Origin of the sequence: Pseudomonas mucidolens, from assembly GCF_900106045.1 — a bacterium.
GTDB lineage: Bacteria > Pseudomonadota > Gammaproteobacteria > Pseudomonadales > Pseudomonadaceae > Aquipseudomonas > Aquipseudomonas mucidolens.
In genome coordinates this window covers 2,153,431-2,177,400 of sequence record NZ_LT629802.1, presented here as the reverse complement: position 1 = coordinate 2,177,400, position 23,970 = coordinate 2,153,431, and the positions used below count along the sequence as shown (strand labels likewise).

22 protein-coding genes are annotated in these 23,970 nt (G+C 57.7%); 12 read left to right on the top strand and 10 right to left on the bottom strand.

Features of this window, described 5'->3' with window-relative positions:
• The first annotated feature begins 204 nt into the window (after positions 1-204).
• From fae to BLU75_RS10140, 4 genes are all read left to right on the top strand, one after another.
• A complete protein-coding gene (gene fae / locus BLU75_RS10155; RefSeq protein ID WP_084376707.1) occupies positions 205-717 on the top strand; it encodes a formaldehyde-activating enzyme in 513 nt (170 codons plus the stop codon).
• 10 nt (positions 718-727) lie between these two features.
• The gene (locus BLU75_RS10150; protein ID WP_084376708.1) at positions 728-1,762 is read left to right on the top strand and encodes an aldo/keto reductase; all 1,035 of its coding nucleotides are present in this window, start codon (positions 728-730) and stop codon (positions 1,760-1,762) included.
• A complete protein-coding gene (locus BLU75_RS10145; RefSeq protein ID WP_084376709.1) occupies positions 1,759-3,192 on the top strand; it encodes an NAD-dependent succinate-semialdehyde dehydrogenase in 1,434 nt (477 codons plus the stop codon). Before BLU75_RS10150 ends, BLU75_RS10145 begins: the two co-directional genes overlap by 4 nt.
• A gap of 156 nt (positions 3,193-3,348) precedes the next feature.
• Positions 3,349-4,635 carry an MFS transporter gene (locus tag BLU75_RS10140; RefSeq protein ID WP_084376710.1) on the top strand — a complete coding sequence of 429 codons (1,287 nt, stop codon included), beginning with the start codon at positions 3,349-3,351 and terminating at the stop codon, positions 4,633-4,635.
• 123 nt (positions 4,636-4,758) lie between these two features.
• On the opposite strand, the gene BLU75_RS10135 is transcribed toward BLU75_RS10140, so the two are convergent.
• Positions 4,759-5,634, bottom strand: coding sequence for a LysR substrate-binding domain-containing protein (locus BLU75_RS10135; RefSeq protein WP_084376711.1), 876 nt, complete (start codon positions 5,632-5,634; stop codon positions 4,759-4,761).
• Between the two features lie 177 nt (positions 5,635-5,811).
• Entirely contained in the window at positions 5,812-6,990 is a 1,179-nt protein-coding gene (locus BLU75_RS10130) for a hypothetical protein (protein WP_084376712.1), read from the bottom strand.
• Between the two features lie 184 nt (positions 6,991-7,174).
• On the opposite strand from BLU75_RS10130, the gene BLU75_RS10125 reads away from it, so the two are divergent.
• The 6 genes from BLU75_RS10125 (at position 7,175) to BLU75_RS28285 (ending at position 14,786) form a co-directional block, all read left to right on the top strand.
• On the top strand, positions 7,175-8,107 hold the full coding sequence (locus BLU75_RS10125; RefSeq protein ID WP_084376713.1) for a LysR substrate-binding domain-containing protein: 933 nt from the start codon (positions 7,175-7,177) through the stop codon (positions 8,105-8,107).
• A gap of 147 nt (positions 8,108-8,254) precedes the next feature.
• On the top strand, positions 8,255-9,679 hold the full coding sequence (aldA, locus tag BLU75_RS10120; protein ID WP_084376849.1) for an aldehyde dehydrogenase: 1,425 nt from the start codon (positions 8,255-8,257) through the stop codon (positions 9,677-9,679).
• 84 nt (positions 9,680-9,763) lie between these two features.
• On the top strand, positions 9,764-11,098 hold the full coding sequence (locus tag BLU75_RS10115) for an MFS transporter (protein ID WP_084376714.1): 1,335 nt from the start codon (positions 9,764-9,766) through the stop codon (positions 11,096-11,098).
• Between the two features lies 1 nt (position 11,099).
• Positions 11,100-12,317 (top strand): mandelate racemase/muconate lactonizing enzyme family protein, encoded by a 1,218-nt coding sequence (locus tag BLU75_RS10110; RefSeq protein WP_084376715.1) that lies wholly within the window; start codon positions 11,100-11,102, stop codon positions 12,315-12,317.
• Between the two features lie 92 nt (positions 12,318-12,409).
• The gene (locus BLU75_RS10105) at positions 12,410-14,017 is read left to right on the top strand and encodes a GMC family oxidoreductase (protein WP_084376716.1); all 1,608 of its coding nucleotides are present in this window, start codon (positions 12,410-12,412) and stop codon (positions 14,015-14,017) included.
• A gap of 280 nt (positions 14,018-14,297) precedes the next feature.
• Positions 14,298-14,786, top strand: coding sequence for an alpha/beta hydrolase (locus tag BLU75_RS28285; RefSeq protein WP_084376717.1), 489 nt, complete (start codon positions 14,298-14,300; stop codon positions 14,784-14,786).
• A 116-nt stretch (positions 14,787-14,902) separates the two neighbouring features.
• On the opposite strand, the gene BLU75_RS10095 is transcribed toward BLU75_RS28285, so the two are convergent.
• The 5 genes from BLU75_RS10095 to BLU75_RS10075 all read right to left on the bottom strand — a co-directional run bounded on the left by BLU75_RS10095 (position 14,903) and on the right by BLU75_RS10075 (position 20,598).
• On the bottom strand, positions 14,903-15,739 hold the full coding sequence (locus BLU75_RS10095; protein WP_084376718.1) for an HpcH/HpaI aldolase/citrate lyase family protein: 837 nt from the start codon (positions 15,737-15,739) through the stop codon (positions 14,903-14,905).
• Between the two features lie 146 nt (positions 15,740-15,885).
• Positions 15,886-17,088, bottom strand: a complete 1,203-nt coding sequence (locus BLU75_RS10090; RefSeq protein ID WP_084376719.1) for a CaiB/BaiF CoA transferase family protein — start codon at positions 17,086-17,088, stop codon at positions 15,886-15,888.
• A gap of 103 nt (positions 17,089-17,191) precedes the next feature.
• Positions 17,192-18,541: an MmgE/PrpD family protein gene (locus BLU75_RS10085; protein WP_084376720.1), complete on the bottom strand. Its 1,350-nt coding sequence runs from the start codon at positions 18,539-18,541 to the stop codon at positions 17,192-17,194.
• Positions 18,542-18,551: 10 nt separating this feature from the next.
• Positions 18,552-19,715: an acyl-CoA dehydrogenase family protein gene (locus BLU75_RS10080; protein ID WP_084376850.1), complete on the bottom strand. Its 1,164-nt coding sequence runs from the start codon at positions 19,713-19,715 to the stop codon at positions 18,552-18,554.
• A gap of 55 nt (positions 19,716-19,770) precedes the next feature.
• Positions 19,771-20,598 carry an HTD2 family dehydratase gene (locus BLU75_RS10075; protein ID WP_084376721.1) on the bottom strand — a complete coding sequence of 276 codons (828 nt, stop codon included), beginning with the start codon at positions 20,596-20,598 and terminating at the stop codon, positions 19,771-19,773.
• Positions 20,599-20,725: 127 nt separating this feature from the next.
• On the opposite strand from BLU75_RS10075, the gene BLU75_RS10070 reads away from it, so the two are divergent.
• Together BLU75_RS10070 and BLU75_RS10060 are read left to right on the top strand one after the other, a co-directional pair.
• Positions 20,726-21,649, top strand: a complete 924-nt coding sequence (locus tag BLU75_RS10070; protein WP_084376722.1) for a LysR family transcriptional regulator — start codon at positions 20,726-20,728, stop codon at positions 21,647-21,649.
• Between the two features lie 428 nt (positions 21,650-22,077).
• Positions 22,078-22,632 carry a hypothetical protein gene (locus BLU75_RS10060; protein ID WP_084376724.1) on the top strand — a complete coding sequence of 185 codons (555 nt, stop codon included), beginning with the start codon at positions 22,078-22,080 and terminating at the stop codon, positions 22,630-22,632.
• 128 nt (positions 22,633-22,760) lie between these two features.
• Here the strand turns inward: BLU75_RS10060 and BLU75_RS10055 are convergent, their stop codons facing one another.
• The 3 genes from BLU75_RS10055 to nrdD all read right to left on the bottom strand — a co-directional run bounded on the left by BLU75_RS10055 (position 22,761) and on the right by nrdD (position 23,956).
• On the bottom strand, positions 22,761-22,973 hold the full coding sequence (locus tag BLU75_RS10055) for a DUF3079 domain-containing protein (RefSeq protein ID WP_084376725.1): 213 nt from the start codon (positions 22,971-22,973) through the stop codon (positions 22,761-22,763).
• A gap of 123 nt (positions 22,974-23,096) precedes the next feature.
• Positions 23,097-23,792: an anaerobic ribonucleoside-triphosphate reductase activating protein gene (locus BLU75_RS10050; protein WP_231982637.1), complete on the bottom strand. Its 696-nt coding sequence runs from the start codon at positions 23,790-23,792 to the stop codon at positions 23,097-23,099.
• On the bottom strand, positions 23,789-23,956 hold the full coding sequence (gene nrdD / locus BLU75_RS28105) for an anaerobic ribonucleoside-triphosphate reductase (RefSeq protein WP_084376727.1): 168 nt from the start codon (positions 23,954-23,956) through the stop codon (positions 23,789-23,791). Before nrdD ends, BLU75_RS10050 begins: the two co-directional genes overlap by 4 nt.
• Positions 23,957-23,970 lie beyond the last annotated feature (14 nt).

The following is a 23,970-nucleotide window of genomic DNA, read 5'->3' as shown; positions in this document are numbered from 1 at the left end:
TGGTTACAGCCGCTCGAACTTCCAGTGTTAAAAAATCGCAAACAAGCTCATCAACAAAACCATAGAGCGTTTGCACCCATGCCTGTTTTCAAGACTCCTTCCCCCTCAATTACCCGCAGCGCTCTCCCGTTTCATCAACGGCCACCCGAGCGAGAAGGCTCGTGTGTCCGTGATTATTCGCAAATCACTGGAGCGTAACGACTAATGAAAAAACTCGATCTGTACATCGGCGAAGGCTTCGAAGGCCCAGGCGTGAACGCCGCCCACATCAACATTCTGATTGGCCCGCGCAACGGCCCGGCGGGGCAGGCCTTCGCCATCAGCCTTGCGTCGCCAAGCCAGGGCCACTGTCCCTTCATGGTGATCGCTCAGCCGAATATTCCGGTGAAGCCGATGACCCTCTACGTCAACAAAGCCGCGATCGGTAGCGATCTGCATGGCAACGCCACGTGGGGCGCGTCCCAGGCTGGCATCGCCAAGGCGGTACTCGAAGCCTTGCTCGACGGGACCTTGCCGCCCGAGGCCGAAGACGAGTGGGCCATCGTCACTGCCAACTGGGTCAACCCGGCGTGCGATGACCTCGATGCGGTCTACCAAAACAATTACAACGCCTGCCGAACAGCGATCCGCGCGGCGCTGACCGGCCAACCGTACACCGCGCAATTGGCGGATGTGGTCGGTCACATCAGCAACCCTTTCTACACGCCAAAAGCCTGAGGTTCGCGCCATGCAATTCGTTCGTTTGGGCAACTCCGGCCTGCAAGTCTCCCGCCTGTGCCTGGGCACCATGAATATGGGCACCCCGGACTGGAAACCGTGGATTTTCGATGAAAAGCAAAGCGAGCCGATCGTCGCTCATGCGCTGGACAACGGGGTGAATTTCATCGACCTCGCCGACTTCTACTCTGCTGGTGTCGGCGAAGAAGTCGTGGGGCGCATCGTCAAACGCTTGGCGCGCCGCGAAGACCTGGTGATCACCACCAAAGTCGGTTACGGCACCCGCAGCGGCATCAATGCCAGCGGTCATTCGCGCAAGCACATCATGGACAGCATCGACGCTTCACTGAAGCGCTTGAACATGGAGTACGTCGATGTGTTCATGCTGCATTACTTCGACGTGAACACCCCGGTCGAAGAAACCATGAGTGCCATGAACGACATCGTGCGCGCCGGCAAGGCCCGCTACATCGGCGTGTCGACCATGCTCACCGGGCAACTGGCGAAAATCCTCATGGCGTGCGAACGCAATGGCTGGGTCAAGCCGATCAACATGCAGCTGCAACTGAACTGCGCGTACCGCGAAGAAGAGCGCGAGATGATGCCGTTCTGTCGTGACCAGGGCCTCGGTGTGTCGGTATTCAGCCCGCTGGCTCGCGGCTTGCTGACCGGCGATGTGCAATCGACGCGCAACCAAACCGACTTTTTCACCCAGCAAATGTACAGCGACGAAGCCTCGTTCGAGATTGCCCATTCCGTCCAGCGTGTCGCCCTAGCGCGCGGTGTGCCCAATGCGCAGATCGCCCAGGCGTGGGTCGCCAACCATCCCGGCGTCGATTGCATGCTGGTCGGCGCCGACACCACCGCGCAATTCGACAGTGCGCTGGCTGCCCTGGAAACCCGGCTCGACGCTGAAGAACTGCATGAACTGGAACGCAATTACACCCCTTGCGACGTGATCAACGATTACACCGCAGGCAAACGCATTTTGCGTTCGGCCCGACCGGGTCTGGAACGCTTTCATCTGAAAGAGGCTGTGGCATGAGCGCACTGATCCGTAATGGTCATTACATTGATGGTCAATGGTCCAGCGGTGGTCCGACCTACCCGGTGGTCAACCCCGCCAACGGCGAGTTGATCGCCGATGTGCAAAAGGCCGGTGCGGTCGAGACCAACCTGGCCATCGACGCCGCCCATCGCGCCTTGCCGACCTGGCGCAAGCTCACAGCCAAGGAACGAAGCCAGAAGCTCAAGCGCTGGAGCGAACTGATGCTGAGCCATCAGCAAGATCTGGCCACGTTGCTCAGCCGCGAGCAGGGCAAGCCGCTGGCCGAAGCCATGGGCGAAGTGGTGTACGCCGCTAGTTTTCTCGAGTGGTTTGCCGAAGAGGCCAAGCGCGCCTATGGCGATGTGATCCCGAGTCACAAGGCCGATGCGCGGATTATCGTGATCAAGGAAGCCATCGGTGTGGTCGCCGCGATCACCCCGTGGAATTTCCCACTGGCGATGGTCACCCGCAAGGTCGGCCCGGCGCTGGCGGCGGGTTGCACGATGATTCTCAAGCCTTCGGAAGAGACGCCGTTATCGGCGTTTGCCCTGGCGGTGCTGGCGGAAAAGGCGGGCATTCCGGCCGGTGTGTTCAACATCGTTTCCGGTGACGCCGTGGCGATCGGCGGGGCGCTGCAGGCCTCTGGCATCGTGCGCAAACTGTCGTTCACCGGCTCCACGCGCACCGGCAAATTGCTGATGCGGCAGGCGGCCGACACGCTGAAGAAACTCTCCCTGGAGCTGGGCGGCAATGCGCCATTCATTGTCTTCGACGACGCTGATCTGGACGCTGCCGTCAAAGGCGCCATGGCGTCGAAGTACCGCAACACCGGGCAAACCTGCGTCTGTGTGAACCGCTTCTTCGTCCAGGAAGGCGTCTATGAAGCCTTCACCGGCAAGCTCGCCGAGGCTGTTGCGGCCATGCGCGTCGGCAGTGCGCTGGAGGGCGAAACCGAGCAAGGCCCGCTGATCAATGCCGCGGCGCTGAGAAAGGTTGAGTTGCACGTGGCTGACGCGCTGGAAAAGGGCGCCAAGCTGTTGTGCGGCGGCCGTCGGCATGCACTCGGCGGCACGTTTTATGAGCCGACCATTCTTGCCGATGCCAGCCGCGACATGCTGATCGCCCAGGACGAAACCTTCGGTCCTGTGGCCGCGTGCTTCCGTTTCAAAGACGAAGCCGAAGTGCTGCAACAAGCCAACGACACACCCTATGGTTTGTCGGCGTACTTCTACAGCCGCGACATCGGTCGGGTCTGGCGCATGGCCGAAGGCCTCGAAGCCGGCATGGTCGGGATTAACGAAGGAATCATTTCCACGGAAGTGGCGCCGTTCGGTGGCGTCAAGGAATCGGGGCTCGGCCGCGAGGGTTCCAAATATGGACTGGATGACTATCTGGAAATCAAATACCTGCTGATGGGCGGCTTGTAAAAGCATTGCCTGACCCTGTGGGAGCGAGCCTGCTCGCGAAGCGTTTTTATATTCAACATCGATGTTGATTGGTACACCGCATTCGCGAGCAGTCTCGCTTTCACACCAAACAAATCGATTTCATTTCTCCGTCAATAACAACAATTGGAGACTTAAATGTCCGTACAACCGGTAAAAATCGATGACCTGCCCATCGGGCCTTTCCACCTCAAAATAGCTGGATTGACCTTCGGCGCGCACTTTACCGACGGCTATATCCTCGGCCTGATCGGGATTGCCTTTACACTGCTAAGTCCACAGATGCAGCTCGATGCCTTCTGGCAAGGGCTGATAGGCGCATCGGCGCTGATAGGCCTGTTTCTCGGCAGCCTGTTCTTCGGCTGGATTTCCGACAAGGTCGGTCGGCAGAAAATCTTCCTGGTCAGCTTCGTGTTGATCACGCTCGCGTCAGTCATGCAGTTTTACGCCGAAACCGTCATGGGTCTGTTCCTTTGTCGGGTGCTGATCGGCATCGGGCTCGGTGGTGATTTCAGTGTCGGCCACGCCATGCTCGCCGAATTCGCGCCGAAGAAGCACCGAGGTGTGCTGCTCGGTTCATTCAGCGTGATCTGGACGTTTGGTTACGTCGCCGCCACCTTCGTTGGCACCGCCATGCTCAGCCTCGGCGATGACGCCTGGCGCTGGATGCTCGCCTCGTCAGCAATCCCGGCAGGTCTGATCCTGATCGCCCGCATCGGCACACCCGAGTCGCCGCGCTGGCTGGTCAATCAAGGCCGGATCGCGGAAGCGCGGGCCATTGTCAAAAAGCACCTGGGCGCCCACGTCGAGCTCGACGAAACGCCCGCCACCGAAACCCGCTCTGGCTACGCGGTGCTGTTCAGCCGTGAATACCGCAAGCGCACGGCGTTCAACTGCCTGTTCTTTGTTTGCATCGTGATGCCGTATTTCGCCATTTACACTTTTTTGCCTTCGATCCTGCAAAAACTCGGATTGGCGGAAGGTTTCGGTACTGAACTGATGCTCAACATGCTGCTGATCCTCGGCGCGTTGTTCCTGCTGGCGGTGCTGCCGAGCAGTGCGGCGTGGTTGATGGTGGCGGTGTTCGGGCTGTTCACCCTGGTGTTGTCGGCAGTGAGCAATCTGGTCGGGGTGTTTCCAGCCGAGAGTTTCCCGACAGACGTTCGCGCGAGCGGCATCGGGTTGGCGACCGCGGTGAGTCGTTTAGGGTCAGCCGTCAGCACCTTTCTACTGCCGATAAGCGTGGCGGGAATAGGGTTGAGCCCCACGATGGGCATTCTCGCGGCGATATTGGCACTGGGCGCGCTGCTGTCCTGGGCATGGGCGCCGGAGACCAAATCGTTGACACTGAGCCAGGCGTGCAAGGTGCAGAGTCCGGTGAAAGCGAGCGCAGAGGTAGCGGTGAACAACCCGGCGGTGATCTGAAGGATCGCCGGGATCAACCGTGAGAGCGAGCCTGCTCGCGAAGGTGGAGGCGCAGTCAATATTCACGTTGGCTGCACTGGCCTCTTCGCGAGCAGGCTCGTTCCCACAAGGAATACTGCTGTATCAGGGCTTGCTCACCAACCCCAGCCATTGCGTAAACAGGCGCACCTTCGACAAACCCTGTTTGTCCTTCGCCACTTCCAGCCAGTAGCCATACGGCCCGATGACTTCCATCGGCGTGATCGGTAACAAACTGCCGTTGGCCAGTTCCTTTTCGATCATCTGCCGGTCAATCACCGCCAATCCACCGCCCGCCAGTGCGGTGTGGATCACTTGATCCAATGTGCTGAATTCGAGCCCTTGTTCCGCATCGACATCATTACGACCCACGGCCGCCAGCCAATTTTCCCAGACCCTCAAGCGTTTGCCCTCGTGCAGAATGTGCAGCAATGGAAAGTGCCGTAGGTCAGGCGGCAGACCGTTCTCGAACAACTCCGCACTGGCCACGGCGATGTGCCGCTCCATCACCAGCAGCTGACTATTGCAATGGGTGGAGCCTTCAACGCCGAAGCGGATGTGGCAGTCGACATCGGCGAGGCTGTCGTGGTGAGCCTGATGGCTCACACTCAGGCTGATGTCCGGGTAGCGCTGACAGAACACGCGCAGGTGCGCGGACAACCAGCGCGTCGCCCAGGTCGGTGGCGCCAGAATGCGCAGTCGCTGGCGCAGATTGGGCACACGCACGGCTTGCAACGCGCGTTCGATATGGTCGAACGCCTGCGCCAGATGGGGGGAGAGGGCGAGGCCAGTTTCGGTCAGCGACAGGCCTTGAGGAGTGCGAATGAATAGCGCAGCGCCGAGATAGTCTTCAAGCTGCTTGATCTGACGGCTGACCGCGCCCTGAGTGACGTTCAGACCTAGCGCAGCCTGGCTGAAACTGCGATGCCGGGCGACCTCCTCGAAGACGCGCAGCATATTGAGCGAGGGCAGTTGTCGCATGTCGGACTCATTATTGTTTTGGGTATTGGAGTGTCCATCTGACTATTGGCAAAGAACGGATGCAAGTGTGGTCTGGGTGGACGCCATCGCGGGCACGGCCACTCCCACAGGTTCGGTGATTGCTGTGGGAGCGGGTTTGCCCGCGATGGCGTCCTTGCCGGCGACCAAAAGATCCGGTCAGAAGTAATACGCCACGTTCACATACACCTGATTTTCCCAATGATCGGTCCCGCCAGCCCCCAGGCTCTGGGCGTAACTGCTGCCACCGATGTACGGGTCATTCTTGCCGAACATCCACTCCGTCGCGACGTACAACTGACTGACCATGAAGGAACTGCCGAGGATCATCCGTTCCGAGGTCTTGAACGCCTTGGCGGATTTGTCGAAGGCGCTGTAGTTGGCGTACAGCTTGACCCCGCTGACCTGGTTGAACAGGTATTTGCCGGTGACGTCGTAGCTCAGGTCCGCGACGTACAGGTTGCCCCGACTGGCGACGTTATAGGTGCCGTCATAACCGCCCAGCGTGACCAGTTCGTCGGTGCCGGGATTGCGCGGCGACATCTGTTGTCGTGCCACTTGCAACTGCACGCCCCACGGCCCGTTCTTGCCCAGGTAATGCACAGCGACGGCGTTGCGCCGGCCGTCGTTGTTGGTGTCACGGTTTTCCAGCGATGAACTGAGCCCGGAGACGCCGACCTCCGATTTCCAGAGGCCCAGGTCCAGTGCCTTGGCGACCCGCAGCACCACGGTGTTGCGCTCCTGGTTGTCGCTGCCATCGGCGACGTAGCTGTCGGCTTCAGACACTACGCTGGAGAAGGTCACGCCGTTGGTGGTGCCTTTGCCTTGCCAGGCCGGACGCAGGTAGTAACCGGCCTGAATGTTCCAGTCGCCGCTTTGCTGGATGTACTTGACGCCAACCTGTTGCAGGTCTTCCAGGCCGATGACGTTACCCAGGGTTTCGTAAAAGGTGCTGCCGAAATAGGGCTGCAGGCCAAAGGGCACGGTGTTCAAGCCTACCTGCACTTGTTGCTCGGGGTTGAACTTGTAGCCCACCCACGCCAGTTTGGCGAACTGGATGTCGCCATAGTTCTTGGTGTACCGGTAGGGATAGGAGCGTCCGTAGAAACGGTATTGGGCCTCACCGATCCACGTGTCGGATGTGTATTTGGCGCTCAGCCAGAACGTGTCGAGACCGAAATTCTGGATGTTGCGGTCGGGGTCGTAGTCCCAGCGCCCGCGAATGGCGCCGCCAAGGTCAAGGTTGTCGGTGACTTGCACCGCCATGGCGGGCTCGGCAAAGATGCAGAACAAAGCGGCCAGGGACAATGTGAAGCGCGAGGTAGCAGGTAACGGCATGGGGCGGCTCTCGGTTATTTTTATTAGAGATGCCGTTCAGTCTTGCGATCAGCGCTGTCTTGAACAAACGATAAAAACTGACAGTGAACCTTCGCCAAATGCATGTTACTGGCTGAAACCTGTAGAACAATGTACCTCAAGCATGGGATGCTTGGCGCCCCAGCCCTTCATTCGAGAGCCCCTGATGAAACGCAAAATGCCCGGCCTCAACGCGCTCAAAGCCTTTGAAGTGGCCGGCAGCACGGGCAGCTTCACGCGCGCCGCAGAGTTGCTGAATGTCACCCAGAGCGCCGTCAGCCGCCAGGTGCGGCAGCTCGAGGAACAGCTCGACGAGACTTTGCTGGAGCGTCGTCATCACCATCTCGAATTGACCAGCGCCGGGCGGATCCTGCTGCGGGCGTTGCATCAATCGTTCGACAAGATCGAGCTGACGGTGCGCAGCATTCAGCAGAAAACCCACTCCAATCGCTTGCACCTCAACGCGCCGCCGACGTTCACCAATCGCTGGTTGATGCCCCGGCTCGGGCGCCTGCGCGAAAAGCACCCGGAACTGGAGTTGAGCATTACCACGCGTTTGCAGGACAGCCTGGCGGAAACCAGCACGCTCGATTGCGCGATCCGCTTCGGTGATGGCGAATGGGACGGGCTGGACAGCTCACTGCTGATTCAGGAGCGGCACATCGCCGTGTGCGCCCCAACCTTGTATGCCCGCGAGTTGAGCGAGCAGGGCATCGATCTCAATCGCCTGACATTGCTGCACGTGCTGGCGCGGGAAGACCAGCGTTACCTGACCTGGAAGCACTGGCTTGACGCGGCGAAGATCAGCGGCGTCGACACCCAGGGCGGTTATGAATTCGACCTGCTCGACTTGGCGATTCGCGCGGCGACCGATGGCCTCGGCATCACGATCGCGGACTGGCACATGGTCGCCCCGGAACTGTCCAGCGGACTGTTGACCCAGGTTCTGAACGTGCATGTCGAAGGGCATCAGTCCTACTGGCTGGTGACCCGGCCCGAGCAGATGCAGCTGCCGCAGTTGCAGGTCTTCAGCCAGTGGCTGCAGGAGGAAATATGGTTGGCGCAACGGCAACTTGAGCCTTCGACCGCAGCGGTCTGACCACCTTCACTGCCGCAGGGAACATCGGGGGTCTTCAGCAGTAATCTTCATTTTTCGAATGTTACAGCGCTTAATAAATCGTTTGTTCAACGCCCATCAGACGCCAAGACTGCGAGCACTGGATAAAAACAACGATGGGCGATGCACATGCGAATCGAGCGAAATTTTGTCAACGGTCACTTCACTGAACCTGCCAGCGACGCCATGATCGCCGTCTACAACCCGGCGACGGAACACCTGCTGGGACACGTTTCAGCGGCAACCGCCGCTGAAGCGACAGCCGCTGTCGAAGCCGCCGCTGCCGCGCAAAAAACCTGGGGTAAACTCACCAGCATCGAACGCGCTGATCACCTGCGTTCGTTCGCCGATGCCCTCGACACCTGCGCGGAACACATCGGCGCGGCGCTGGCTGCCGAATCCGGCAAGAGCGTTGCCGATGCCAGCAACGAAGCGCGCTACGCCGCGGATATCACCCGTTATCATGCGGAGTGGGCGCGGCGCATCGAGGGCGAGATCATCCCCAGCGACAGCCCTGACGAAAACCTGTTTCTGCACCGCGAGCCGATAGGCGTGGTGGCTTGCCTGATTCCATTCAACTATCCGGTCTACACCCTGTTGCGCAAAATCGCCCCGGCCTTGATTGCCGGCAATACCGTCGTGGTACGCCCGAGTAACAACACGCCGACCTCGGCCTTCGAGATCGCCAAGGCGGTTCAGTTGTCCGGTTTGCCCGCCGGCGTCATCAACATTCTGACCATGGACCATGCCACCGCCGCGGCGGTATGCACGCACCCATCGGTGGGTTTGATCACCCTGACCGGCAGTGTCAACGCCGGGCGCATCGTGCTCGACTATTGCAAAGCCAACATTGCCAAACCTTCGCTGGAACTGGGCGGCAAGACTCCGGCGATCATTGAAGCCGACGCGGATCTGGAGGCCGCCGCCAGCGCGATCGTCGCCTCCAAGACCACGCATTGCGGCCAGTTGTGCACCGCGGTCGAACGGGTCTACGTGCAGGAAAGCGTCTATGAGGCCTTTCTCGCCTTGCTCAAAAGCAAGATCAGCATGGTGAAGTTCGGCGATCGCGCGACCGACGCCAGCCTGATGGGCCCGCTGGTCAATGCCAGTTCGCGGCAGAACATCCACGCTATGGTCGAGCATGCAGTCGCGGCCGGAGCGGTACTCGAAACCGGCGGATTCATTCCCCAAGGCAAAGGGCATTTCTATCCCCCAACCTTACTCAGCGGCTGCCGGCAGGACATGGAAATCATCCAGGAAGAAATTTTCGGCCCGGTGCTGCCCGTGCTCAAGTACCGCGATATCGATGAAGCCCTGGCCATGGCCAACGATCATCAGTTCGGTCTGTCGTCAGTCCTCTATACCGAAAACTACCGCACCATAATGAAAGTCGCCAACGCCATCGAAGCCGGTGAGTTGTACGTCAATCGTACGCCTGCGGATCCCTACCAGGGTTTCCATGCCGGCTGGAAGCGCTCGGGCCTGGGCGGCGATGACGGCAAACACGGCATGCTCGAATTCACCCAGACCCGCCTGGTGGTCATGAAGTACTGATTCACCGCTGACACGTTTCGCGCTGCACCCATAAAAACAATTATCAGGGGCACCCGGCCCACCGGGTTGCCCGAGGTCCCCCAGATGTCCAAGCATGCCTCCAACGCTGCCGCTGTTCAGGGTTCGAACACGGCTTCAATAAGTCACAGTGACAAGGGAAGTCGCTATCTGCAGTTGATGCTGCTGGTACTCGCCGCCGGCGCGATCTACCCGATCCTTTACCTGCGTCAGGTCTACCAGACCACCATGCTCGAGGTGTTCCAGATCAACCACAGCGAGCTGGGTTATCTGTACTCGATGCTCGGCACGATTTTCCTCCTGAGTTATTTGCCCAGCGGCTGGCTGGCCGACCGCATTGCTCCGCGTTTTCTGATTTTCTTTTCGCTGGTTGCCACTGGCGTTCTGGGGCTTTGGTACTCGACGGCACCGTCGATGACAGGGTTGATGATCATCTTCGGTTGTTGGGGGCTGACCACCGGCCTGACCTTCTGGGCCTCGGTGCTCAAGCGCGTGAAAATGATCGCCCATCATACCGAGCAAGGCCGTTTCTTCGGCATCCTCGATGGCGGACGCGGGCTGGTTGAAGCCTTGCTGGCTACCGTCGCCCTCGGTCTTTTCGCCTTCGCTACCGAAACCCGTGGCGAATCCACCGCCGAAGGGTTCACACACGTGGTCTACCTCTACGCCTTCACCTGTATCGCCATCGGCTGTGTGCTGGTGCTGATCAAAGACCCGAAGTCCATGGAGGACACGGCGGCGGTAGAGCAGGGTAAATACAACCTGATCAGCGACCTGGCGACGCTGGTGAAAATCCCCGAGCTGTGGCTGGTGACGGCCATCGTGTTTTGCGGCTATCACATCTTCTGGGCCACTTACAGTTTCTCCGATTACCTGCAGGGCGGCGGCATGACCGCAGTCATGGCCGGCACCATCACCACCATTAAATTGTGGATGCGCCCGATCGGCGGCATCTGCGGTGGCTGGCTGGGTGACAAGTTCTCGAACATCTCGGTGTTGATCGTGGCGTTATTCCTGGCGACGTTGGCGATGGTTGGGCTGATTGTCTTTCCTGCACTCAACAGCATGGGGCTGCTGATTGGCACTGTGATCTTCATTGGCCTGATGACCTACGCCATTCGCGGCCTGTACTGGGCGATTCTCGACACTTGCCGTATTCCCCTGCGCATCACCGGCCTGGCGATCGGCATTGTCTCGGTGGTGGGTTACTTGCCCGACGCCTTCATTCCCTTGATCAACGGCTACCTGACCGAGCATTACCCCGGTGCCTATGGCTACAAGCTCTATTTCGGTTACATCGCCTGCGTCGGCCTGCTGGGAACCCTGGCGGCCCTGACCCTGCGCGCGCGAATCAAGCGTCAATCCTTGAACACGTCCACTTTGAACCCGACAGGTGCCTGAGATGAAAATCGTCGCCCTTGAAACCCACATCGTCGCCGTACCGCCCCCGCACATCGGCGGCATGTACTGGCTGTTCGTCAAGCTCAAGACCGATTGCGGCATCGAGGGCGTGGGCGAGATCTACGCCGCGACCTTTGGTCCTAAAGCCATGCTGCCGATCATCGAAGATGTGTTCGAGCGCTACCTGCTCAACCACGACCCCCACCACATCGAGCGCTTTTTCCGCCAGGCGTATTCGAGCGGTTTTACCCAGCGTCCGGACCTGACCATGATGGGTGTGGTCAGCGGCCTTGAAATGGCTTGCTGGGACATCATCGGCAAAGCGGCGAACAAGCCGGTGTACGAATTGCTTGGCGGTAAAGTCAACGAGCGCCTGCGGTCCTACACCTACCTGTATCCGGTCAACAGCCGTGGTGAATACGACTACGACGACCCCGACCTGGCCGCCGAATGCGCCATCGACAACATGAACAAGGGCTTCACCGCTGTGAAGTTCGACCCGGCCGGTCCCTACACCGCGTACTCCGGTCACCAGATTTCGCTAGAGGTGCTGGAACGCTGCGAAACCTTCTGCCGCAAGATTCGCGAAGCCGTTGGCGACAAGTGCGACCTGCTGTTCGGCACCCATGGGCAGATGGTGCCGTCTTCGGCTATCCGCCTGGCCAAGCGCCTGGAAAAATACGACCCGCTGTGGTTTGAAGAACCGGTGCCGCCAGGTCAGGAAGACGCCATGGCGCAAGTCGCGGCCAAGACCAGCATACCGATTGCCACGGGCGAGCGGCTGACCACCAAGTACGAATTCTTCAAGTTGCTGCAGGCGGGCGGCGCGTCGATTCTGCAAATGAACGTTGCCCGCTGTGGCGGCCTGCTGGAGGCAAAAAAGATCGCCAGCATGGCCGAGGCCTACTACGCACAGATCGCGCCGCATCTCTACAACGGGCCGATTGGCGCGGCCGCCAGTTTTCAGTTGGCCACCTGCACACCGAACTTCCTGATCCAGGAAAGCATCATGACTTGGGGTGGGTTCCACGCCGACATCCTGACCAAACCGCTTCAGTGGGAGGACGGCTACATCATTCCGTCCAGTGAACCTGGGCTTGGCGTTGAGTTGAACATGGACGTTGTGCGCCAGCATTCGCCTTATACCGGCGAGCGCCTGCACCTGCAGATGGCGTCCGCCCCGGCCGACGTCAAAGACACATCGCCGGCCCGAGGCTGACGAAGGGGCCGCTGCCACAGTGACGGCGTTACGTCCTGGGTGAACAGTACAGGGCGGTTTTTTTTGAACAACGACTTACGCGGTAACCGTGCATGACATACGACTACATCATCGCTGGCGCTGGCGCCGCAGGTTGCATCCTTGCCAACAGGCTCTCGGCGTCGGGCAAGTACTCGGTGCTGCTGCTGGAGGCGGGCGGCAAGGACAATTCGCTGTGGTTCAGGATCCCGGTCGGCTTCGCCAAAATGTATTACAACCCGACCTTCAACTGGATGTATTACAGTAAGCCGCAAAAGCAACTCAATGACCGCGAGATCTACGCGCCGCGCGGCAAAGTGCAGGGCGGCTCGGGCTCGATCAATGCCATGATCTACGTGCGTGGACAGGCCCATGACTTCGATGACTGGGCGGCCAATGGCAATGAGGGGTGGAGTTTCAAAGACGTCCTGCCGTATTTTCGCAAACTGGAAAATCACCCGTTGGGCGACACTGAATACCACGGTGGCAGCGGCCCGATCAGCATCACACCGATGAAGGGCCAGACACATCCGATCTGCGACGTGTTCCTCAAAGGCTGCGATGAACTCGGTTACCCGCACAGTGAAGACTTCAATGGACCTAAATTCGAAGGCTCGGGCCTCTACGACGTCAACACCAAGAACGGTCAGCGCTGTTCCAGCAGCTTTGCGCATTTGCACCCGGCACTTGGCCGGCCGAACCTCACGGTCGAGCACTACGCACTGGTAGATCGGGTGGTGTTCGAGGATGGCCGGGCGACCGGCGTGTGTGTCACCCAGCACGGTGTGGTGCACACGTTCACCGCGAGCAAGGAAGTCATCCTGTGCGCGGGTGCCGTGGACACGCCGAAACTCCTGCAATTGTCCGGCGTGGCTGATCAGGCCCTGTTGGCCCGACACAACATTGCGTTGGTCAAACACCTGCCGGCCGTCGGCAAGAATCTGCAAGACCACTTATGCGCCAGCTACTACTACAAGGCCAATATTCCGACGCTCAATGATCAACTGAGTTCGTTGTTCGGCCAGTTCAAACTGGGGCTCAAGTACCTGTTTACGCGCAAGGGCGCATTGGCCATGAGCGTGAATCAGGCTGGCGGATTCTTTCGCGGCAACGAACAGCAGGCCCACCCGAATCTGCAGCTCTATTTCAACCCGCTGTCTTACCAGATCCCGAAGAACAACAAGGCCAGCCTCAAGCCGGAGCCGTACTCAGGCTTTCTGCTGTGCTTCAACCCGTGCCGCCCGACCAGTCGCGGCACGATTGAAATTGCGTCAAAAAATCCGCGCGACGCCGCGCTGATCGACCCTAATTACCTGAGTACGCAAAAGGATATCGATGAAGTGATTCAGGGCAGTCGCCTGATGCGCAAGATCATGCAGGCGCCAGCATTGAAAAGTATCACTGTCGAAGAAGTGCTGCCGGGCCCGGCCGTCGACACCGATGAAAAGATGTTGCAGTATTTTCGTGAGAACAGCGGGTCGATCTATCACCTGTGCGGGTCGTGCTCGATGGGCTCGGACGAAGAGCATTCGGTCGTCGATAATCGTCTGAAAGTGCACGGCATCGATGGATTGCGGATCGTTGATGCATCCATTTTTCCAAACGTAACTTCCGGCAATACTCACGCTGCAGTATTGATGGTGGCGGAGAAGGGGGCCGACCTGATTCTGCAAGATGGCTGAGAGAAACTTTCAACCTGAGCGCCTGGGTTGCTCTGGCGGCCAGTTCGGTATCAGTCGCTGCCAAAGGCAGTTGTAGCGTGCTCGAGAACTTTTGCGTATTGAAAGGCTATAGCGCTCTGGAGACCATTGAGTCGGTCAATGGACTCAATGGAGACGGCTGAGAGTTTCGTGGGAAAAGTATCGAATTTCCGCAGTCGTGAGATCAGTGATTTGTGAAGCTTATCAACATATCTGACATGCGTTACTGGGGGGTAATGCTAATCACAAAGTACCCTTTACGATGATGCGTGCTGCGAACGCGCTAGGCGTGAGTGTCTATCGTCCAAATTTCCGAGGAATAGGGGAATCATCAGGTAAATATGATGGTGGAGTTCTTGAAACTCAGGACATCATAGATCTGACCAAACTGCTGCGCGAAAGGGAGGGGCGGCTACCCTTCATTTTGATGGGGTTTTCCTTTGGTGCCTTTATTGCTGCACGGGTAGAACAGGCCTTGACGCAGGAATCTCTACCCAGTCATGACGTCATTCTCTGTGGCCTTCCGAGTGGCGAGGTACCAGGCAAGCGACAATACGCAACCCCGGTAGTCAATGGAGCATGCTTGATACACGGGGAGTTGGACGAGAACGCTCCACTGTCGCAAGCTTTTCGGTGGGCTGAGCGGAGTAACGCGTCGATTAGAGTTGTACCTGGTGCGGATCATTTTTTCACTGGACGGCTGGATATGCTTGCAGCGTTGGTCTCGGAAAGGATCAGGTCAAAGATGTAAGCGTCACTGAGCTTATGAATGTGGTCAGCTTTTCAAGTTTAAAACAGGTCATATGCGCTCGGCTCTGCCTCTGCGAGCTGGGTACATAAGACCGGATACTTAAGAAAATCTCGTCTTTATCGATGAGCATTTGGATTAATTGGAGCCGTGGCGAGTATCCGCTGTGCACGGATTAACACTGGCGCGTCGACCATCTGCCCATCGATTTGAAAGGCGCCGCGACCGTGTGTGCTGGCATCAACGACCCGTTGTGCCCAAGCCATCATTTCCGCAGTCGGAGCCATTGCCCGATGGATCACTGAGATTTGCTTGGGGTGGATACACATAGCGCCAGCGAAGCCCATGTCATAGGCGTGGCAGATAGCTTCGTGCAAACCCTCGAAGTCATCGATGCTTGGGTAAACACCGTCCAGCGGCGCTAGCAATTTGGATTCCCGTGAATGGAGCAACAGATCAACGCGTGCTTGGTCGAGTACGAACTGAGCTGAGGGTGAGTCAATCTTGAGGTTCAGATCCAACCCATAATCCAATGCACCAAACGCCAATCGTTGAACGCACTGTCCTGCAGCAATTTCAGCGAGTTTTAAAATCCCGCGCGCACTTTCGATGATCGGCCATATCGGTTTGTCTATGACGGCAACCGCGGCGACCTGCGCCCCACTTTCGGCCTTCGGCAGCAAAACTCCGGCGACGCCCGATTGCTGCTGACAAAAGGCGATGTCAGCGGCATGTTCAGAGTGCTCCGGAGCATTAATACGCACCCAGACTGATGCTTGTGTTTCGGTTTGCAGAAATGCGACGAGATTATCCCTTGCCTGACGCTTGAGGGACTCTTCGACGGCGTCTTCAAAATCAACGATAACTACATCGGCACCCGCGGCCAATGCTTTGGAAAAACGTTCAGGGCGGCTGCCAGGCACAAAGAGTGCGGAACGAATGGTGGAACCGGACATGGAAGGCTTCCTTTTTTTGTCATTTAGCGGTTGGATTGCTTCATCGGCCTCTGTTACCAACTCGTTGGCGAGGTTTCATCGGACACACCGCGTCTGCCTTTTCGCCAACAAGTTGACTGCTAAAAGAGATCGTCGTAGAGCTGTTCTCAGATAACCCCAGCTGCCTGCAATCGCGCCTGATCGTCGTCAGAGAAGCCCAACTCAGCGAGTATGGCCGTGTTGTGTTCTCCCAACCCCGGCACCGAGTCCATGCGCGGGCTGAAGGACGTATTCCGCCCAGGTGGTAAGAGCGCGGGTAATCTGCCGGCGGGGCTATCGATTTCACGCCAGCTGTCGCGAGCTTTGAGTTGAGGGTGATCCCATACGCCTTGCATATCGTTGACCCGGGCGCTGGCGATTTGGGCGGTTTCCAATCTGGCCACCACCTCATCGACTGTCAGTTGTGAAAAACCCTGAACAATAATCCGGCGTAGCTCATCACGATTTGCAGACCGTTTGAAATTCGCCGAGAAGCGTTCATCAGTTGCCAGTTCTGAATCCAGCAGCACTTTTTCGCAGAACAGCGCCCATTCACGCTCGTTCTGCAACCCAAGCATCACGGTATCGCCTCCTTTGGTAGGGAAGGGGCCGTAAGGGTAAATCGTTGCATGTGACGCGCCTGCACGAGGCGGTGGCGCCGCTCCCTCGAACCCGTAGTACATCGGGTAACCCATCCACTCCACCAGGCTCTCGAGCATGCTCACATCAATGCGACTGCCAACCCCGGTTTTATCGCGCAGCATCAACGCGGACAAAATTCCGGTGTAGGCATACATGCCTGCAGCGATGTCAGCGATGGAGCAACCAGCCTTAGCCATCTCATCTTCACCCGGCCCGCCTGTGACAGAGAGAAACCCGCCCTCGCTTTGAATCAACAGGTCGTAGGCTTTTTTCTTCTCGTAGGGGCCGCCTTCGCCATAGCCTGAAATGTCACACACAATCAAGCGAGGAAAACGCTCCTGCAACGCTTCGAATGATAAGCCCATCCGCGCCGCGGCACCCGGTGCCAAGTTCTGAACCAGTACGTCGGCTTTTCCAAGAAGTCCCACAAGGATGTCTCCAGCCTCGTCCTGTTTCAGGTCAAGGGTAAGGCTTTCCTTGGAGCGATTGGCCCAGACAAAATGCGATGCCAGACCGTTTACCCGTTCATCATAGCCTCGGGCAAAGTCACCGCTGCCAGGGCGTTCGATCTTCACCACGCGAGCGCCAAGGTCGGCCAGTTGCCGGGTACAGAACGGTGCAGCAATCGCGTGTTCGAGGCTGATAACAGTGATGCCGTCCAGTGGACGCAAGTTATGCTGATTGGTCATTTTTTGTACCTCGGATGGTGCCACGCCTGTAGGAGCAGCCTTCGGTGGCCCGATCGATCTTCGGTCGGCCACCGCCTAGGGCAGCGCTTACATGGGCTGTCTTCTAATTCAGGTTGGTCAGGGATTTGGCATCGCGCAGCTGCCATACCTGTTCGATCAACGCGTTGCCCTGGTCGACTGTTCGCGCTCCGGAGAAGGCCAGGAGGCGCTGGAATTTGTCTTCCAGTTCAGGTCGAGACAGAGTGTTGCCTGGATCGCCCTTGGGTTCGTCAATGGCGGCTGACAGCGTGCGACCATCTGTAGTGGTGACGATTACTCGGCCCAGCCAACGAACTGGATAGGCGCCGTCAACTTCGCTGTCGAGTTCCATGCTGACCTTTTCGCGAAACGCGGCAACGGCGGGGTCGGTCAACGCCTGTTGCTCAAACTCGATAAGTTGCGCGCTTCCATGCACAGCGATTAAACCCAGCACGGCGCCCATCGAAAACTTGGCCTGATGCACGGTTTGTGGAACAACTACGCGACCTAGCACGTCGATGGCTGCTTGGTGAACCAGTGTTCTGACACTCGCGATTTGCTCGTGATGCAGGTCTTCGCGTTGCATCAGGTGCAGGAGGGCATCGGCCGCAGGATGGGTGTGACGGCAAGACGCGTGGAATTTGAACGAGGTTTCAGCCAACGCCCAACGCGAACCTAAGCGATCAGATAATTTTTCAGGGACAGAGTCACGGGACATTCCGGCGGCCATGCCTTGATCTCCCTCGAGAATATTACGTGCGCCGGTCAGACCATCGAGGGTCATATAGGCCGCGAGTAAACCATCCGCTGCTGCCTTAGCCGTGTGCAATTGCTTGGAGTCAGCGGCATCGCGCAAAAACTCCCACAGCCCGGCAGCTTGAGTCCCAGCGCTGCCCAGGACGTTGATAAATTTCTCTGTATCGAAATCAAGTAACTTACCAACGGCGACTGCAGCTGCCAGCGTGCCGACGGTGGCAGTGGTGTGAAACACCGTATAATGCGAACGGCCCAAGAACTCGCCAATGCGGATTCCCGCTTCATAACCGGCAACTGAGGCCAACAGCAGGTCACGTCCGGACTTACCCACGTCTTGAGCGGCTGCCAATACTGCGGGAAAAACCACTGTAGCCGGATGAAGCACCGAACTGTTGTGCAGATCGTCCTGCTCGACCAGATGCGACGACGCAGCGTTCACCAGAGCGGCGAAATACGCAGACGTTCCAAGGCCATTGACCAGGATTTTCGATGGGCCATCGCTTGGCCCCATACGCTGCGCATAGCGCTCGAACAGCGGAATCGGATGCGAGCCTTGACTGGCCAGTGCAGAGCCAAGCCAATCGAGAAACAGATCTTCCGTCCGGTCTAGAACAGCGCTGGGGATGTCGTCGTATTTCAGCTCGGCCAGAAAGCCGGCCAGGGCTTGGGTATGGCTCATTATCATGTCCTCAGAAGCTGCGTGGCAGTTCGAGCAAGTGCTCGGCGACGTACGAAAGAATCAGGTTGGTAGAGATCGGCGCCACTTGATAAAGGCGCGTTTCGCGGAACTTGCGCTCGACGTCATATTCGCAAGCAAACCCAAAGCCCCCGTGGGTTTGCAGGCAGGCATTAGCCGCTTTCCAGGAGGCTTTTGCCGCCAGATACTTGGCCATGTTGGCGCTTGCGCCGGCGTTGACACCGCTGTCGTATTCCTCACAAGCACGCCAGCGCATCAGGTCGGCGGCTTCAATTTCGATATGGGCTTCGGCGATGGGGAACTGCACGCCCTGGTTCTGTCCGATTGGACGACCAAACACGACGCGGTCGCGGGCATAAGCGCTGGCCTTTTCGATGAACCAGCGACCGTCACCAATGCACTCGGCGGCGATCAAGGTGCGCTCGGCGTTCAGGCCATCGAGGATGTACCTGAAGCCTTTGCCTTCTTCGCCAATCAAACTGCTGGCAGGAATCTCCAGGTTGTCGAAGAACAACTCGTTGGTCTCGTGGTTGACCATGTTGGCGATCGGTTGCACGGTGAGGCCATTACCAATGGCTTCACGCAGATCGACCAGGAAGATCGACATGCCTTCGGATTTCTTCTTCACTTCTGCCAATGGTGTGGTACGCGCAAGCAGGATCATCAGATCGGAATGCTGAATGCGCGAGATCCAAACCTTCTGCCCGTTGATCACATACTTGTCACCGCGCTTGATCGCAGTGGTCTTGATCTTGGTGGTATCGGTGCCGGTGGTGGGCTCGGTCACGCCCATGGATTGCAGGCGAAGTTCGCCACTGGCCAGTTTTGGCAGGTAGTAACTTTTCTGCGCCTCGCTGCCGTTACGCAGCAGTGTAAACATGTTGTACATCTGCCCGTGAACAGTGCCAGAGTTACCACCGCAGCGATTGACTTCTTCGAGAATCACCGACGCTTCTGCCAGCCCTAGACCCGATCCGCCGTATTCGGTCGGGATCATCGCTGCCAGCCAGCCAGCGTCGGTCAAAGCTTTGACGAAGGTTTCCGGGAAGCCTTTTTCTTCGTCGATTTTACGCCAGTAGGCGGCATCAAATTCGGTGCACAAGGCGCGCACGCCTTCGCGGATGGCATTCAGCTCTTCGTTGTCGTTCGGGTTCATCATTAGATTCTCATGGGGCAGGGCAGGAACACATTTTGAAAAAGGGGTGAAGGTGTTAGTCGAATAGGACTTCAGCGCTTTGAGCGATTCCGGCATGGTTACCGGCCCACAACTGCGCTTTGCCGGGCTCGATAATTCGCCCGCCCACATTGAAAGGCTGAGGTGCGATCAAAGGACGGACACCGCGATAGGAAAGGTGGCGAAGACGCGCATCGGGATTGGCACGTAAAAAAGCGCGTAGGTTCAGGGTAGCGATCATCGGCCCGTAGACTACCAGTCCGGCGTAACCTTCGGTTCCGGTGACATAGGGGTAGTCGTAGTGAATACGGTGGCCGTTGAAGGTCACAGCGGAGTAGCGAAAAAGCAGCGTAGGGGTGGGCTCGATGCTCTCATTCCAGTCACCCTCTTCAAGAGTATGGCCGCTACTTTCCTTGGGAGGATTCGGTTCGCGATAAACGATGTCCTGTTCTTCGCGGATCGCCAGACGACCGTCTTGGGAGTACTCATGGCGCACGGTGACAAATAACAGCGCGCCGGTGCGACCAATCTTTTCTTCGATATGGATGATGGTCGACAAGCGATCGGCATCAGCGCCAACTCGCAATGGCTCTATAAACTCGATACGACCACCGGCCCACATCCGATTGCGGTTATCCGCCGGGGGTAGGAATCCACCCCGTGCTGGGTGACCGTCTGTGCCGAGTCGAGACTCCGCGACTGGCTCTTGAAAGAAACACCACTGCCAAAGCGGCGGAAGGGCCGCGCCGGTAGCTGGAGTGTCTTCACCAAAGGTAGCGGCGATGCGCTTGATCAGGTTTCGGCTCAAGTGATCCTGAGCCTCTTCGGTGCGTCCTAGCCAAGTAGAAAAATCTGCAGCACCCATGCGGGATACCCTCGCCAGTTGTTGTTCTGAGAAGGATCATGCAAGGCGTTCGGTATTCTGAGAATTTGCATTTTCGTATACCAGCGTTCATGTATGCTGAACGCTCAGTGTTTTTCTGGAAACGATCATGCATTTCGATCTGGCTGACTTGCGCTTGTTTATTCACATTGGCGAATCACCTAGCCTTACCCAAGGTGCTCGTCGAGCGTTTTTGTCACCTGCGGCGGCCAGTGCCCGTATCAAAGCGTTGGAGAGCCAGCTCGATACACGTTTGTTGTACCGAGACAGCCGGGGCGTCGAGTTGACGCCCGCCGGACAACGCTTGCTGAAACATGCGCGACTGATTATGCGTCAGGTGGACTATCTGAAATGCGAGTTCACCACCAACGACGCGGACTCGGCCGGGCATATACGGATTTTTGCCAACACTACAGCGGTGACCGAATTTCTTCCGGAAGTGTTAGCAGGTTTTCTGGCGAAGCGGCCTGCGGTGACCGTTGACCTGCAAGAGCGTATGTCGCGAGATATCGTGCGAGGGGTATTAGACGGCAGCACTGATATGGGAATTATCGCAGGGCCGGTGGAGGCTACGGGGCTGCAGGTGATGCATTTCAGTACCGATCGGCTGGTATTGGTGGTGCCAGCGGGACATATGTTGGCTGGGCCGAAACCGGTGGAGTTGAAACAAACGCTGGCGTTCCAGCATATTGGTTTGCATGAAGGTACCACGCTGCTGAGCTTTCTTCGTGACCACGTGGAGCGGCTTGGACAGAACTTTTCTTTACGGATTCAGGTGTCGAGTTTCGAGGCGATCTGCCGGATGGTTGAGGCAGGGGTGGGGATCGGTATTATTCCCGAGTCCGCCGCGCTTCGGCACAGTCGTACCATGAGGCTTGAGATTGTTGAAATTGATGAGCCCTGGGCGATTCGCGAACGAAGTATTTTGGTCAGGGAGCTGGATGCGTTGCCGGGAGCTGTTCGGGCGTTGATTGCGACATTGATGCCTGAGAGTGTTGAGGAGGGAGGACTAACGCCGCCGGATCCATCGTGAATTAGTCACGTACGAAGCTTGTTACTGCAGGTTCCTGCGGGTTAGAGAATCAATTGTCAGCATCCATATGTTGATGAAGGGGTTGGCTGCCGGATCGATCTGGGCTAGCCGATCAGCCACAGCGAGATTCGTAGGAAAGGATCGAAGCTGATTTGGCGTCCAGTAAACGTAGGGAGGGAAAATCGGGAATGGGATGAACGGTCGAGTCATGACAGAACCAGGGATTGGACAGTTTATGAACATCTATGACATAACCTATGATTTAACATAATATACATTATGCGAACCGTCCTATACGGAGCTGGGGGGCTCTGGTGGTCAGATTTGAAGCCTGACGGCGCCTCCTGCTTTCAGCTTGGCGATGCTGATCACTGCGTGCTTGAATGCCGTCCGACAAACGTTGCCTCACCAATTGACGGAGAAATTGCATGTGGCTTTGCACAGAATGGAAAATCGACTGGGACGCTGTAGCTGCTGTCGCAACGGCTGCTGCTGCAATCATCGCACTTATTATCTGGAGCTTTGACAAGGCTCAAAGAAAACGTGAACGGGCCGCAAGCGCGAAGCTCCTAGCTCAGATCATGACAACTCCGGTTGGAGCTACCCAGATAGAAATCGCAAAATTCAGATGCTATGTGGTGCCTTCTGATAGCGACCAAACCTACTTACTGGACGTGCTAAATGATGAAAACGCCCGAAAAGATTTGGCTGCTCAAGCGTCGAAAATCACCATCGATCTACCATCTCAATTCTTAGATAAAGCTGACATCTTCAGCGAGACAGTCAACAACAGGCTTGCGAATGCATTCTCACAAGTGAACCGTCTAAAAAAGATGTCGAGCCTCCTAGCTGATCTACCAGACTCGGCGTTAGAAGAAGAAATTTCCCAGCACCTTATGGCGGTTCTCAACCAAATCAAAGAGGCGGAACAAGCCACTGCAGAAGCTTTCCAGGCTCTCTTAAAGGCCGGAAAATCCTCTTAAAGTTTAGGTCTGCCCTACTCCACTCTAATAGCTAAATAATATAGCTCTACTAAATGTCTGTTTAGTTGAGTTATCGCAGATAGATCCTTCGCGCAATGCCGTTAGCTCATGCCTGTCCAGCGTTTACGCTAACTCCCCTCATCCGCCTTCTTGTCTGTGGTGATGAGTGGCTCGATCCCCCAATCGCCGGGCACGCTCCAATCTTCTCCAAACAGCTCGGCCGGGTGCATCGTTCGTTCGGAGCCGTTGCCGCAAGCCAGGGATTTGCTCGGGCAATAGCGGTCGCATCCCCAGCAGATTCGTTCGGGGTGTTTCGGGTTGATGGGGAAGTTCTTGGCCATGCCGTTCTCCGATCATTGAGAAGCGTTTTTCCAACCTACACCCGCTGTGCAACGCCAGCCTTGATCGATATCAAGAGATCAGCGTCGAACGACTGCCCTCCTCCCCGCATGATCCTGGGTCGTTCAGCCGCGCAGCACGAACGTTGGAAACAACTCGCGCATGGCGGCCCAGGTTTCGGACAGCAAAGTCTGGACTGAAACGGTTGGCAACAGCGGATCAAGCATCCGTTCGGTGCGTACCAGTTGCACGGCAAAGCGCTTGACGCCCAGCTCGCTCAAGCGCCGCCCCAGGATCAACAAGCGTGCCGGATCAATAAGATGCCAATGCACGGTGGTGCGACATTCATAGTCGACGCCGCTGTTCAGCAGGTGCTCAAGGCTATGCCAGTTGGCGTTCCCGCTGCCTCCGACACGGGTGATGGCCTGGCAATCCTCGGGTAGCGCCTTGACGTCGAAACCGACCCAGTCAGCCCCGGTCAGCGCCCTGGCGAACGCGCCCGGCTTGATGCCGGCGCTGTGCAGGCCGATGCGAAAGCCCATCTCTCGCACCTCATCCATGGCGCCGGCCAGACCCTCCTGCAAGGTCGGCTCGCCACCGCTGAACACCACGGCATCCAGCAGGTCCTGACGCCGTTGCAAAAACGCCGTTACCCGCCGCCAATCCACTTCCTCCGTTCCGCGAGGCGGGATCAACTGCGGGTTATGGCAGTAGCGACAACGCCAGGCGCAACCCTGGCAAAACAACACGCACGCGAGTTGGCCCGGATAGTCGATAGTGGTCAGGGGCACCATGCCCCCAACCCGAAGCATTCGACTCATTGGCGCCCTGCCACTGCCGCACTTTCGGTGAAGTGGAGCCGTTCGCGGTGCTCCGACTGTTTGCCCGGATTGAATGCCGATACCGGACGGTGATACCCCATCACCCGGGTCCAGACTTCGCAGCGTTGACGTTGCGCCTGGGGCAGTGTTTGCGATGCATTCATGGTGAAGCTCCTTG